Consider the following 13,499-nt stretch of genomic DNA (forward strand, 5'->3'; position numbering starts at 1 on the left):
GGTGCGTCGACGAAATGGGATGTCTTGTCGACGATGCGGCACATAGGACGGAGACAGACCGAGGATGTCGGTAAAAAAGAGCGGCCCGATCCATCGGGACAAGGCAGGGGTTATCGATCCCCGAGCTTCTGATCCGGGCAAGGATACCCATGCGAAAAGCGCCTTCGTCGGTGAGGGGCCTCGGTCACGTTCCGAACGCGGTCTCATGCGGCGGTTGTGGACGGCCTGCATGGGCGGAACGATCCTGACCGCGCTTTTCGCACCCACGCTGGCACAGACCAAGTCCAGCGTTCCTCCGGCGGAGAAACTGTTCACCTCGGTCGAAATGGTCGGCTATGCGCTCGTGCTGGGTATTCTGTCGGCGGCGATGCTTTCTGCCGGCTGGCTGATAAGGCAGCGCGGTCGGCTCGAGGCCGAAGGCGCCGAGATGCGCTCGGCACTTTCCGACGCCAACCAGCGCATTTCCCGCTACCAGGCCCTGATCGCCGACAAGAACCGCCGGATCGTCATCTGGGACGGACAGAACGGCAAGCCCGAATTTCTCGGCCAGTTGCCGGCTGAAACCGGTGCGCCGCAGACCGACAGCGAATTCCTGGCCTTCGGGCGCTGGCTGAAGCCGGCCTCGGCGAGCGAACTGGAAAAGGCGATCGAGGCCCTGCGCCACAGCGCCGAGAGTTTTGACGTGATCGCCGAGACGCATCGAGGCGAAGTCATCGAGGTCCAGGGCCGCCTCTCGGGCGGCCGGGCCTTCGCCCGTTTCGTCGCTCTCAACAATCTGCGGGCCGAACTCGCGGAACTTAAGATCGAGCGCAATCGCCTGAGAAACTCCATTGCGACCTTCGAATCCTTGCTGGACGCGATCGAGCAGCCCGTCTGGCGGCGGGATGCCGAGGGCCACCTGACCTGGGTGAATCACGCCTACAGCGAAGCGGTCGAGGCGGGATCCCCCGATCAGGCCGTTCGCGAGGGCCGCGAGATTCTCAACACGCTCACGCGAGAAAAGATCAAGGCCGCGGCGACGCCCGAATCTCCATTCCATGACGTCGTATCGACCGCGGTCCGCGGCAAGCGGACCTTCTTTGATGTAGTCGACATCCGCGAGCCATCGGGTTCCTGCGGGATGGCCGTCGACGTCAGCGGCGAGGAAGCGCTGCGCGAGGAACTGGCGCGCACCTTGAAGAGCCATGCCGAGACGCTTGAGCACCTCGAAGCGCCCGTTGCCATCTTCGACCGCGATCGGCGCCTGCAATTCTTCAATCAGCCGTTCCAGAAGCTCTGGGACCTCGAGCCGCTATTCCTCGAATCGCGGCCCGATCACGGCGAACTGCTGGATCGGCTGCGTTCGGCACGCAAACTGCCGGAACAACTGAGCTGGAAGGCGTGGAAGGAGAATACGCTCTCTGTCTACCGCTCGCTCGAGACCCAGACCGACCTGTGGCATCTGCCCAACGGCCAGACGCTGCGCATCATCGCCTCGGCCCATCCGCAAGGTGGCGCAACCTGGGTATTCGAGAACGTCACGGCGCAGTTCGAACTTGAAAGCCGCTACAACACGCTGCTGCGGGTTCGTGGCGAAACGATCGACCACCTGTCGGAAGGTGTGGCGGTGTTCGGTCCCGATGGCCGAATCGAGCTGTCCAACCCCGCCTTCCGTGCGCTTTGGGGGATCACCGAGGCGGATTCGAAACAGGGCACGCATATCAAGGCGATCGCGGCCGCCTGCGCGCCTTCCTATGATGGCGCGGACGGCTGGAAGGCCTTCGCCAAGATGATTACCAGCTTCGAGGACGAAAGGCCGTCGAGCCAGGGCACGCTGGAACTCTATTCCCGCCTGGTTCTCGACTACGCGGTCACGCCGCTGCCGAACGCCCAGACGATGCTGACCTTCGTCAACAAGACCGACAGCGTTCTCGCCGAACGGGCGCTCAAGGAAAAGAACGAGGCGCTGCGCAAGGCCGACGAGCTGAAGAACGACTTCGTCCAGCACGTCTCCTACGAACTGCGCTCGCCGCTGACCAACATCATCGGCTTCACCGACCTGTTGAAGACGCCGGCGATCGGTCCTCTCAACGAGCGCCAGTCGGAATATATCGACCACATCTCCACCTCTTCGTCGGTGCTGCTGACGATCGTCAACGACATTCTCGACCTGGCGACCGTCGATGCCGGCATCATGCGGCTCGATTATGCCGATATCGATCTCACCGACCTGCTTGACGACGTCTCGATGCAGATGACCGATCGGCTGCAGGAGAGCAATGTCTCGCTCGAGATCGCCGCTGCCGCCCATCTCGGCCATATCGTGGCCGACCAGCAGCGGCTGAAGCAGATCCTCATCAAGATCCTGACCAATGCGGTGAATTTCGCACCGGAAGGCTCGGCCATCGAGCTGAAGTGCTGGCGCGAGGATGGGGATTTCGTCTTCACGGTTCACGACAACGGCTGCGGCATGTCGAAGGACATGCTGGCAACCGTGTTCAACCGCTTCTCGACCAACGGCAAGAGCGGAAAGCGCAGCGGCGCCGGTCTCGGCCTTTCCATCGTCGAGAGCTTTGTCAACCTGCACAACGGCACCGTTTCGATCGACAGCGAACCGGGTCGGGGCACGACCGTCTCCTGCCGCATTCCCTCCGCGATCGTCGAACCGCAAGCCATCGCCGCCGCCGAATGACCGACACGCCATCGAGCCTCTCCCTGACCCTTGCGACCGAGGCGGATACCATTCGTCTCGGCGAGGAGCTGGCTCTGGTGGTGAAGCCAGGCGACTGCGTGGCGCTTTGGGGTGATCTCGGCGCCGGCAAGTCGACGCTGTCACGAGCCCTGCTGCGGGCGATGGCCGACGACGACAATCTCGAAGTGCCGAGCCCGACCTTCACGCTGGTGCAGAACTACGACCTGCGTATCTCCGTGGCGCATTTCGATCTCTACCGTCTCGCCGATCCCGCCGAGCTCGAGGAAATCGGCTTTGCCGATGCGCTCGACACCGGCGTTTGCCTGGTCGAATGGCCCGACAAGGCCGGCACCAGCCTGCCGGCAAAGCGCATCGACATTGCCTTCGGCTTCGATACGGATGGTGGGCGCCAGGTGACGATCACCGCACCCGCGTCGAAGATCGCCCGGATCGAACGCGTGCTTTCGATCCGTCGCTTCCTTGACGCGCATGGCTATGCCGGTGCCCGGCGCCGGCATCTGACCGGCGATGCCTCGACCCGCGCCTATGAATACATCTATCCGGCGGACGGCGGCACCCGGCGCATCCTGATGGACGCGCCTCGCCAGCCCGACGGCCCGCCGATCCGCGACGGCAAGCCCTATTCCCAGATCGTCCATCTCGCCGAAGACGTCTATCCCTTCGTCGCAATCGACCAAGCATTACGTGAACGCGGATTTGCCGCGCCCGAGATCTTTGAGCGGGATTGCGAGGCCGGCCTGCTGTTGATCGAGGATTTCGGCCCGGCAACCGTTCTCGACGAGGACGGCAGGCCGATCCCCGAGCGCTATCGCGCCAGCGTCGCCTGCCTGGCCGCACTCCATGCCACTCGCTTCGAGCGGGACATTCAGATCGAAGCCGGTCGCGCACACCACGTTCCGGACTATGATCGCGCCGCCATGAAGATGGAGGCCGAACTGCTGATCGACTGGCACCTGCCGTGGAAGCGGGACGGTGCCCCGGCAACGCCGGCGGAACGAGCCGAGTATCTGGCGATCTGGGACGACCTGATCGACCAGCTCGCCACCGCCGAAAAGACACTGGTCTTACGCGATTTCCACTCGCCGAACATCATCTGGCGGGGCGAGCAGCAGGGTATCCAGCGGATCGGTCTGATCGACTTCCAGGACGCGATGATCGGTCCCTCGGCCTATGACCTGGTGTCGATCGTCCAGGACGCCCGTGTCACCGTCGAACGCGACCTTGTCGACCAGTTGATGGTCGATTATCTGGCGCTTCGCCGCAGCGAGGCCGGTTTCAACGAGGCGGACTTCCGCAAGGCCTGGGCCATCATGTCGGCGCAGCGCGCCTGCAAGCTCAACGGGCTCTGGGTTCGCCTGATGAAACGCGACCACAAGCCGGGCTACATGAAGCACATGGACCGGACGCTGTGGCATCTATCGGTCGCCTTCGAGCATGAGGCGCTTGCCCCCTTGCGCGACTGGTGCGCAAGGGTTGGAATCGGCGAAACCGAATCACTTCCCAAGGCACGATGAAGATCACCAACGCGATGGTACTCGCAGCCGGGCTCGGCACCCGGATGCGGCCGATTACCAATAGCATGCCGAAGCCGCTTGTTAGGATCGCCGGCAGGCCGATGATCGACTATGTGCTCGATACGCTGGTTGCCGCCGGTGTTGACCGGGTCGTGGTCAATGTGCACCATTTCGCCGAACAGATGGAAGCCCATCTCACCGGTTATCGTGGGCTGGAAATCCTCATTTCCGACGAGCGCGCAGAGCTCATGAATTCCGGCGGTGGACTGGTAAAGGGGTTGAAACTGCTCGACCGTTCGCCGGCCTTCGTGATGAATGCCGACCTGTTCTGGATCGGAGAGAAGCCCGGGGGCAAAACCAATCTCGAGCATCTTGCCGATATCTTCGATCCGGCGCGCATGGACATGGTCCTGCTCTGCGTGCCGCTTGAGCGGACCACAGGGCACAACGGCAAGAAGGATTTCTCGCTTGGTGCAGATGGGAGGCTCAAGCGCTATGCGGACGGCGATCCCAATCCGGTCGTCTATGCCGGCGCGATCGCACTTCTGCCGGAACTGTTCGACGACGCCCCCCAGGATGCCTTCAACCTCAACATCTATTTCGACCGGGCCATCGCCCGCGGACGGCTCTACGGCGTCGAGATGGCCGGCCAGTGGCTGACCGTCGGTACGCCGGAGGCGATCGGTGAAGCGGAAGAGACCATCCGGCGTTTCGGGAATGCCAGCGGCAAGGGAGCCTGATGATGGCGGGGACGCATCGACCGCGTGTCCTGACGATACCGGCGGGGCTTCCCTTCCTCAAGCTGCTGGCCGAGCGACTGCTCGACGGCACGCTCGCACCGGACTGGCGCTACGACCCCGCCGATCCGCTTTCGCTCGCCAAGGTGACGATCCTCGTTCCCACCCGCCGCGCGGCACGCGTGCTGCGCGCCGAGTTCGTCGAACTGCTGGGCGGGCGCTCGGCCATCCTCCCCGTCATCCGACCGCTCGGAGAAACGGATGAGGACAGCGGCTATTTCGAAGCCGACCAACCCGCGCTCATCGATCTTGCACCGCCGGTCAGCAGTACCGTCATGCTGCTGGAACTGGCGCGCCTGATCCTGGCCTGGCGAAACCAGTTGCCGGCCATCGTCCGCAGCATTCATGCCGATACCCCTCTTGTCGCGCCGGCAAGCCCCGCCGATGCCGTCTGGCTGGCACGCGCGCTCGCCGAACTGATCGACGCGGTCGAGACCGAAGGCTGCGACTGGGCCGATCTCGTCAAGCTCGACGTGCGCGACTTCGCCTCCTGGTGGCAGTTGACCGTCGAGTTCCTGAAGATCGCGACCGCTTTCTGGCCGGCACGCCTGGAAGAACTGGCGCGCTCGTCGCCCGCGCGCCATCGCGATGCCGGCTTGAGGGCGGAAGCCCAGCGTATCGCCCGGCTCGAACCGGGTCATCCGGTGATCGTCGCCGGCTCGACCGGATCGATACCCGCCGCTGCCGAACTGATCGCCGCCATTGCCGCACGTCCCGATGGCGTGATCGTCCTGCCCGGACTCGACACCAGCATGCCGCCCGAGGACTGGTTGAAGGTTGGGCTCGAGCCGGAAGCTGGAAGACCGGCCGATCCGGCCAGCCGCGGCCACCCGCAATACGGCCTCCACCGACTGCTCCGGCAGCTGCAACTGGACCGCCCGGAGGTCGAGCCGCTGGGAACGGCGGATCCCGTGCTGGCCGATCGCGCCGAAATCCTGTCACGCGCGCTGGCGCCGGCCGGCGCCACCGACGGCTGGCAGGCCTGGCGCAGCGCCTTCGGCGAGACCCGGATTCACCAGGCCTTCTCCGAGGTGGCGCTGATCGAGGCAGCCAACGAGCGCGAGGAAGCCATGGCGATCGCCGTAGCACTTCGCCTTGGCCTCGAGCATCCGGGGGCCGCCGGCGGCGAAAGCCGGGTGGCGCTGATCACGCCGGACCGCGCGCTAGCCCGCCGGGTCACGGCCGAGCTTGCCCGTTTCGGCATTCTCGCCGACGATTCCGCCGGCACGCCGTTCAGCGCAACGCAGCAGGGCATCCTCACCCAGCTGCTTCTGGAGGCAACGCTGCGGCCCGGCGATCCGGTGCCGCTCGTTTCGGTTCTCAAACATCCCCTCGCCCGCTTCGGCATGGACCCCACGCTCTACCGCGAGGCGGCCGATGCCCTGGAACTGGTCGCCCTTCGCGGCGGCATCGAGCCGGTTGATCTCGCCACGCTTGCCGCGCTGTTCGACAAGAGGCTGGCAGAGCATCGGGGCGACCGCCACGCGCCGCAGTGGCGTCTTTCCTTGGCCCCGGCGTCCATCGAGGCGGCCCGCGACCTCGCCGAGCGGATCGCCAGGGCCGTAGAGCCGCTGGTGGGCGTTCTTGTCCGCGTCGCCGATGGCCGAACTCTGACCGACAAGCTGCCGCTTGGCCAATGGGCGGAGCGGACCGGCCGGGTCCTCGAAGCCGTCTGCGGCGACGAACGCGGCGACCTCTCGGCCCTCTGGTCCGACGAGGCCGGCGAAACACTGGCGAGCCAGCTTGGCGAAATCATCGCAACCGACGGTGAGATCGTTGCCGACGGCCCCCAATGGATCGACATCTTCGGTGCCCTGACCGCAAGTTCGGCCGTGAAGCCGCGCGCCATGCGTCATCCGCGCGTCTTCGTCTTCGGCACGCTCGAGGCGCGTCTTCAAAGCGTCGACATGCTGGTGATCGGCGGACTCAACGAGGGCTCCTGGCCGGGACAGACCACCAACAACCCTTTCCTGTCGCGCATGATGAAGACCGAGATCGGGCTGGAACCGCCCGAACGGCGGATCGGCCAGCTGGCGCATGATTTCGAGATGGCAAGCGGCACGCGTCGCCTGGTCTATTCGCGCGCCCTTCGCCAGGGCTCGGCCCCGACGGTCGCCTCGCGTTGGCTGCAAAGGCTGCTGGCCCTCTCCGGCAGCGATCTGGAACGGCAATTGAAAACGCGGGGTGACCTCTACCGGCACTATGCCGCGCTTCTCGACCGGGCCGCACCACAGGCGCCGGCGCAACGCCCGGCCCCGAAGCCGCCGGCCGGACTGCAACCGACACAATTCTCCTTCAGCGAGGTCGGGCGGTTCCGCCGCGATCCCTACGCGCTGTATGCGCGGCGCATCCTCAAGCTCGACCCTGTCGATGGATTTAACCAGGATCCGGGCGCGGCGGAGCGCGGCACGCTTTATCACAAGATCATCGAGCGCTTCGTCAGCGAAGGCCACGATCCGGCAAGCGTGCAAGCGCCCGCCGCCATGCAGCGGATCGTCGACGAGTTGTTTGACGTCGAACGCTTGCCTATCCATATCGACATCGTCTGGCGACAGCGTTTCGCCAGCGTCGGGCGTGCCTTCATCGAATGGGAACGCGACCGTCGGCCCGAGATCCGCAAGACCTTCACCGAGGCGCGCGGCCGGATCGAGCTTGCCAACGGCATTACCTTGTCCGGCGTCGCGGACCGGATCGACGTCAAGGGCGCGCATCACGCCGATATCATCGACTACAAGACAGGCCTTAGCCCCACGCCCCCGCAGGCCCGCAGCCTGCTCGACCCGCAACTGGCACTGGAAGCCGCGGCACTCCAGGCCGGCGCCTTCCGCGACGCAGGCCGGTTGACGCCGGACAATCTTCTCTATGTCCGCCTCAAACCCGCAGACAGTCTGATCGTCGATTCCGTCAACAACGAGCTTTCGGGTCGCGGCGACAACAAGAAAACGGCGGTCGAGCTCGCCGAGCAATCCGTCGAGGAACTTGCGCGATTCGTTGAGGCGCTGCGAAGCGGCGAACGCGGCTATGTCTCGCGCCTGATCCCCGCGCAGCAGAACGACTTCGGCGGAGAATACGACCATCTGGCGCGCGTGGCGGAATGGTCGACGGCCGATACCGAGGAGCCGGGCAATGACGAATGACGAGGCAGCACTGCCATCCGGCGATGATCCGGCCGTCTGGCTCGACTGGACCAGCCTGCAGCAGGCCGTGGCCTCCGACCCGGCGAGATCGGCCTGGGTTTCGGCCAATGCCGGATCGGGAAAGACCCATGTTCTGACCCAGCGGGTCATCCGCCTGCTGCTTGCCGGCGCAAGGCCTTCCTCGATCCTCTGCCTGACCTATACCAAGGCCGCCGCCTCGGAAATGTCGAACCGCGTCTTCTCGCGGCTGGCGGAATGGGCGACGCTGTCGGACGAAGAACTGGCCAGGCGACTTTACGCAATCGAGCAGCGACAGCCGGATCGCCTCAAGCTGGCCGAGGCCCGGCGGCTCTTTGCCCGCGCGCTGGAAACCCCCGGCGGCTTGAAGATCCAGACCATCCACGCCTTTTGCGAGGCGCTGCTGCATCAGTTCCCGCTGGAGGCCAATGTCGCCGGCCATTTCACCGTTCTCGACGACCGGGCTGCCCATGCGGTTCTGGCAGAAGCCCGCCGCTCGCTTTTGACCGCCACTTCGTCGGAGGACGATGCAGTGCTGGCAGAGGCCTTTTCCCAGGTGCTCAGCATCGCTGATGAGAGTGGGCTTGAAACGTTGCTGGGCGATCTCGTCGCCAACCGCCACGCCGTTCGCGCCTTCGTCAAGGCAGCGGAGACGGCCGGCGGGGTGGACGTCCTGCTGCGCCGGGGGCTGGATATCGCCGATGGCACCACGGAAGACGGTCTGATCGGGCAGGTCTGGCCCCTACCCTCACTCAGTGGAGCCGCGCTGACCGCCTATATCCTGCTGGCGAGGTCAAAAGACGGGAACCAGACGGTTCGGGAGGTTGCGGACCTCCTGGAGAGCGCCGCGCACGAGCCCGATGCGCGCAAGCGGCTTGGTATCGTCGAGGCAGCGTTCTTCACCAAGGGAGGAAAGCCGAAGGCGGACAGGTCGCTGATCGCAACGGCCATGACCACGGCGAACCCGCAGCTTCACGAGGCGATCGTCGCAGCGCGCGAGCATGTGGCCGCCTTTCAGGATCGCCGGCGCATCTTTCGCATGTACCAGGCGACAATGGCCGCCTTGACGCTGGCCGGGCGTCTGGACGAAGACTACGAGGAATTGAAGAAAAAGCGCAGCCAGCTCGACTTCGAGGACCTGATCGTTCGCACGGCGGAGCTTCTGTTGCGCAGCGATGTCGGTCCCTGGGTCCACTACAAACTGGACCAGGGCATTGATCATATCCTCGTCGACGAAGCCCAAGATACCAGCCCCGTTCAATGGTCGGTCATCCGTTCGTTGCGGGAGGATTTCTTCTCCGGCGAAAGCGCCCGCGGCCTGACACGCACTTTCTTTGCCGTCGGCGACGAAAAGCAGTCGATCTATTCCTTCCAGGGCGCCCGGCCTGAACGCTTTTCCGAAGAAGCAAGATCAACCGCCCGCGCCGTGGCTGCCGGAAGCCAGGTATTCAGCCCTGTGCGCCTGCCGCTCTCTTTCCGTTCGACCTTGACCGTGCTGTCGGCCGTCGACCAGGTCTTTTCCGTTGCCGGCAACGCCCGAGGACTGAGCGCCGGTGGCGACAGCGTGGTGCATATGTCGAGCCGGATCGGCCATCCCGGTGCAGTCGACTTGTGGAGCATGATCGCGGCGGAGAAATCCGATACGTCCGAGGACTGGACGGCGCCCTTCGACGCCACGCCGGAAAGCGCGCCATCGGCGATCCTCGCGCGGCGCATCGCCTTTACGATCGAGCAGTTGCTCGGCAAGGAAACGATCATCGAGAAGGGCAAGCGGCGCCCGATCCGGGCCGGTGACATCCTCGTTCTGGTTCGGAAGCGCGACAATTTCGTCAATGCCCTCACCCGTGCGCTGAAGCGGCGCAACAATATCCCGGTTGCCGGTGCCGACCGGCTGAAGCTGACCTCGCATATCGCCGTGCAGGATCTGCTGGCACTCGGCCGTTTCGTTCTTTTGACGGCGGACGATCTTTCGCTCGCGGCCCTGCTGAAGAGCCCGCTGTTCAACCATGGCGAGGAGGATCTGTTCGACCTCGCCGCCCATCGGCCGGCGGATTGTGGTCTCTGGGCGCACATGCGCAATATTGCAGCCGATGCACCTGGACGCTGGGGCGAGACCGTCATGCGACTGGAAGCCTTCCTGGCCCTGTCGCGATCCCTGCCCGTTCATGATTTCTATGCGCGCGTACTGGGCGTTCATGGGGGAAGGCAGGACTATCTTGCCCGCCTGGGCTCCGAAGTGAGCGATATTCTCGACGAATTCCTGAGCTTTGCCCTGGCCTTCGAGACCGCCGGCCTGCCCGGCTTGCAGGCCTTCGTCTCAACGCTGGAAACGGAAGCGCCCGAGGTCAAGCGCGAGCAGGACAAGGACCGCGACGAGGTCCGGATCATGACCGTCCACGCCTCGAAGGGGCTCGAGGCGCCGATCGTCTTTCTCATCGATGGCGGCGGCAAGCCCTTCAATCAGAACCATCTCGCCAAGTTTCGCCTGATCGAGGGCGGACATGGCACCTCGCCGCTTCCGGTCTGGGTACCAAACAAGACGCTCTCCAATACCCTGATCGACGCCGATGTCGAACGACGCCGGCAGATGGCGGAAGAGGAATATCGCCGACTACTCTACGTCGCCATGACACGGGCCGCCGACCGGCTGATCGTCTGCGGTTATCGCGGCGTGAACGATCCGGGCGAGGTCTGGCACCAGATGATCGCCGATGCTCTGCGCGACAAGACGGATTTCTGTCGGCCGGTCGAATATTCCAGTCCGGACGGAGCCTGGGACGGACTGGCCTGGCGGCTGCCCGAGGCCGCGCGGGAATTCGAAAGCGAAACGGAGGTGCTTGCCGATCGGCCGGAGGAGGCCTTGCCCGACGAATTGCTCCGTCCGCTTGCGGCCAGCCCAAGCCTGCCACGCCCGCTCAGCCCTTCCGGCGCGGGCGCCCTGGTGATCGATGAAGCCGATGATGCGCTCGTGACATCGCCGTTGTTCAGTGGGCGGGAGCCGGCCGGCATTGCCCTGCAGAAAGGCCGTCTCGTACACCGCATGCTGCAAATGCTGCCACAACTTCCCCCGGCCGAGCGCGAGGCCGCCGCGCGGCGCTATGCGGCGCGGGCAGCCCGTTTCTGGCCGGCTTCAGAGCGCGACACGCTGGTGCGGACAATCATGGCGGTGCTGGACAATCCCGATCTTCGTTCGGTCTTCTCGGATGATGGGCAAGCCGAGGTCTCGGTCATGGGCAGCTTCGTGCTGAACGGCGAAGAGCGCGCCGTGTCCGGGCGGATCGACCGAATGGCTGTCGTGGCCGGCCGGGTGGTCCTGGTGGACTACAAGACCAACCGCTCCCCCCCTCGCAGTCCCGCCGAGGCTCCACTCTCCCATCGCGCGCAGCTCGCCATCTATCGCGAAATCCTGCGGCCGCTCTATCCCGAGCATGGCTTCGACTGCCTTCTGGTCTACACCGAGACCGGGACCGTGATCACCCTGGACGATGACACGCTGTCGCAGTCCCTTGCCGCGCTCAAGCCATCGTGAGATACCGCATATTGAAATTCTGCGGCGAGACATCACATATCTGGTTACAAATCGATACCGGCAAAGGAGCAGCCCATGGCTACGGTAAAAGTCGACAATTCCAATTTTCAGGCTGAAGTTCTCGATTCGGCGGAACCCGTGGTCGTGGATTTCTGGGCCGAATGGTGCGGCCCCTGCAAGATGATCGGTCCGAGCCTGGAGGAGATCTCCAACGAGCTTGCCGGCAAGGTGAAGATCGTAAAGGTCAACATCGACGAAAATCCGGAAATCGCCGCCAAGTTCGGCGTGCGCTCGATCCCGACCCTTGCCATGTTCAAGGGTGGCGAAGTGGCCGACATCAAGGTCGGCGCAGCGCCGAAGACCGCCCTGTCGAGCTGGATTTCCAGCGCCGCCTGATCTGCGGGCTCATCGTCATGCAAGAAAGCCGGGCTCGCCCCGGCTTTTTTCATTTGGGAGGCGTACCATTGTCGGCCAGCACATTGCCGACGAGATAGAGCGAGCCGCCGATCAGGATGCGCGGCGGCGGGGCGGCGGGATCGACCCGCTCGACGATCTCGCGAAGCGCATCGGCAACCGAAGCCATCGGCGCCGCCACAAGACCCGCATCAAAGGCCGCATGGGCCAGAGCGACGGGGTCGAGCGCCGCATCCGTCCCACGGATCGGCACGGTGAAGACGTCCTGGGCTATGTCGGCGAAGGCACGGAAATAGCCGACCGGATCCTTGGTGTTGATCATGCCGGTGATCAGGTAAAGCGGTCGCGACTGGCGCTCCTCGAAACCGGCCATCGCTTCGGCAATCACCTCGCCGGCACCGGGATTGTGGCCGCCGTCGACCCAGATTTCAGCGCCGAGAGGCGCTTCGGCCACCAATCGGCCCTCGGTCAGCCGCTGCAGTCGACCCGGCCATTCGACTGAGGTCATCGCCGTTTCCGCCATGGCCGGCGACACCTCGAAGCCGGCGGCCTTGACGGCACGGATGGCGGCGGCGGCATTGCCATACTGGTGTCGACCCGGAAGGCGCGGCAAGGGAAGGTCCATCAGGCCGAATTCGTCCTGGTAGACGAGCCGGCCAAACTCCTCGTGCGCGCCATAGTCCTGACCGAAGACCGCTAGCGGGCAGCCCAGCCGCTCGGCCGTGGTCACGAGAACATCGCGCGCCGACTCATATTCCTGCTGTCCGATCACGACGGGAAGCCCACGCTTCATGATCCCCGCCTTTTCGGCGGCGATCAGTTCGACCCGGTCACCGAGATAGGGCTGGTGGTCGAGCGAGATCGGCATGATGACCGAAACGGCCGGCGCCGCAATGACATTGGTGGCGTCGAAACGCCCACCAAGGCCGACCTCGATGATCGCCACATCGGCCGGCTGCTCGGAAAAGAGCAGGAAAGTGACCGCCGTCAGGATCTCGAACACGGTGATCTGCTGGCCGCCATTGGCAGCCGCGACCCGTTTCAGCGCATCGGCAAAAAGCTCATCATCGACGAACTGGCCTGGCCCGCCCTTGACGCCGATCCGATAGCGTTCATGCCAGCGCACCAGATGCGGCGAGGTGTGGACGTGGACGGAAAGGCCCTTGGCTTCGAGAAGCGCCCGGCAGAAGGCCGTGACCGAACCCTTGCCATTGGTGCCGGCCACATGGATGACCGGCGGCAACCTGTCCTGCGGATTGCCGAGCAGTTCCAGCAGCCGGCGAATACGCGTGAGGGAGAGATCGAAGCCCTTGGGGTGCAAGCCCAGAAGCTCGTCGATTACCTGTTCTGCCTTGCTGAAGGCGGGCTCGGCCATGTTTGAAAATTCCGCTGCTTCGC

7 protein-coding genes are annotated in these 13,499 nt (G+C 64.6%); 6 read left to right on the forward strand and 1 reads right to left on the reverse strand.

The features are described 5' to 3' along the window. The first annotated feature begins 64 nt into the window (after positions 1-64). The 6 genes from DYZ14_RS15045 to trxA all read left to right on the forward strand — a co-directional run bounded on the left by DYZ14_RS15045 (position 65) and on the right by trxA (position 12,083). Positions 65-2,671 carry an ATP-binding protein gene (locus tag DYZ14_RS15045; RefSeq protein WP_445292493.1) on the forward strand — a complete coding sequence of 869 codons (2,607 nt, stop codon included), beginning with the start codon at positions 65-67 and terminating at the stop codon, positions 2,669-2,671. Further along, on the forward strand, positions 2,668-4,206 hold the full coding sequence (tsaE, locus tag DYZ14_RS15050) for a tRNA (adenosine(37)-N6)-threonylcarbamoyltransferase complex ATPase subunit type 1 TsaE (protein WP_154721436.1): 1,539 nt from the start codon (positions 2,668-2,670) through the stop codon (positions 4,204-4,206). The genes DYZ14_RS15045 and tsaE overlap by 4 nt, the downstream gene beginning before the upstream one ends. After that, entirely contained in the window at positions 4,203-4,946 is a 744-nt protein-coding gene (locus tag DYZ14_RS15055; protein ID WP_154721437.1) for a nucleotidyltransferase family protein, read from the forward strand. The genes tsaE and DYZ14_RS15055 overlap by 4 nt, the downstream gene beginning before the upstream one ends. Positions 4,947-4,948: 2 nt before the next feature. Further along, positions 4,949-8,140 (forward strand): double-strand break repair protein AddB, encoded by a 3,192-nt coding sequence (addB, locus tag DYZ14_RS15060; RefSeq protein WP_154721438.1) that lies wholly within the window; start codon positions 4,949-4,951, stop codon positions 8,138-8,140. Further along, positions 8,130-11,687, forward strand: a complete 3,558-nt coding sequence (gene addA / locus DYZ14_RS15065) for a double-strand break repair helicase AddA (RefSeq protein WP_154721439.1) — start codon at positions 8,130-8,132, stop codon at positions 11,685-11,687. The genes addB and addA overlap by 11 nt, the downstream gene beginning before the upstream one ends. Before the next feature lie 75 nt (positions 11,688-11,762). After that, a complete protein-coding gene (gene trxA / locus DYZ14_RS15070) occupies positions 11,763-12,083 on the forward strand; it encodes a thioredoxin (protein ID WP_115671440.1) in 321 nt (106 codons plus the stop codon). Between the two features lie 49 nt (positions 12,084-12,132). Here the strand turns inward: trxA and DYZ14_RS15075 are convergent, their stop codons facing one another. Beyond that, positions 12,133-13,476: a bifunctional folylpolyglutamate synthase/dihydrofolate synthase gene (locus DYZ14_RS15075; protein ID WP_154721440.1), complete on the reverse strand. Its 1,344-nt coding sequence runs from the start codon at positions 13,474-13,476 to the stop codon at positions 12,133-12,135. Positions 13,477-13,499: the final 23 nt, after the last annotated feature.

This window comes from Ciceribacter sp. T2.26MG-112.2 (assembly GCF_900492205.1).
Classification (GTDB): Bacteria; Pseudomonadota; Alphaproteobacteria; order Rhizobiales; family Rhizobiaceae; genus Allorhizobium; species Allorhizobium naphthalenivorans_A.

Coding starts and splice junctions, on each gene's coding strand:
- DYZ14_RS15045 (WP_445292493.1), top strand. CDS start 65: ATGTCGGTAAAAAAGAGCGGCCCGATCCATCGGGACAAGGCAGGGGTT.
- tsaE (WP_154721436.1), top strand. CDS start 2,668: ATGACCGACACGCCATCGAGCCTCTCCCTGACCCTTGCGACCGAGGCG.
- DYZ14_RS15055 (WP_154721437.1), top strand. CDS start 4,203: ATGAAGATCACCAACGCGATGGTACTCGCAGCCGGGCTCGGCACCCGG.
- addB (WP_154721438.1), top strand. CDS start 4,949: ATGGCGGGGACGCATCGACCGCGTGTCCTGACGATACCGGCGGGGCTT.
- addA (WP_154721439.1), top strand. CDS start 8,130: ATGACGAATGACGAGGCAGCACTGCCATCCGGCGATGATCCGGCCGTC.
- trxA (WP_115671440.1), top strand. CDS start 11,763: ATGGCTACGGTAAAAGTCGACAATTCCAATTTTCAGGCTGAAGTTCTC.
- DYZ14_RS15075 (WP_154721440.1), bottom strand. CDS start 13,476: ATGGCCGAGCCCGCCTTCAGCAAGGCAGAACAGGTAATCGACGAGCTT.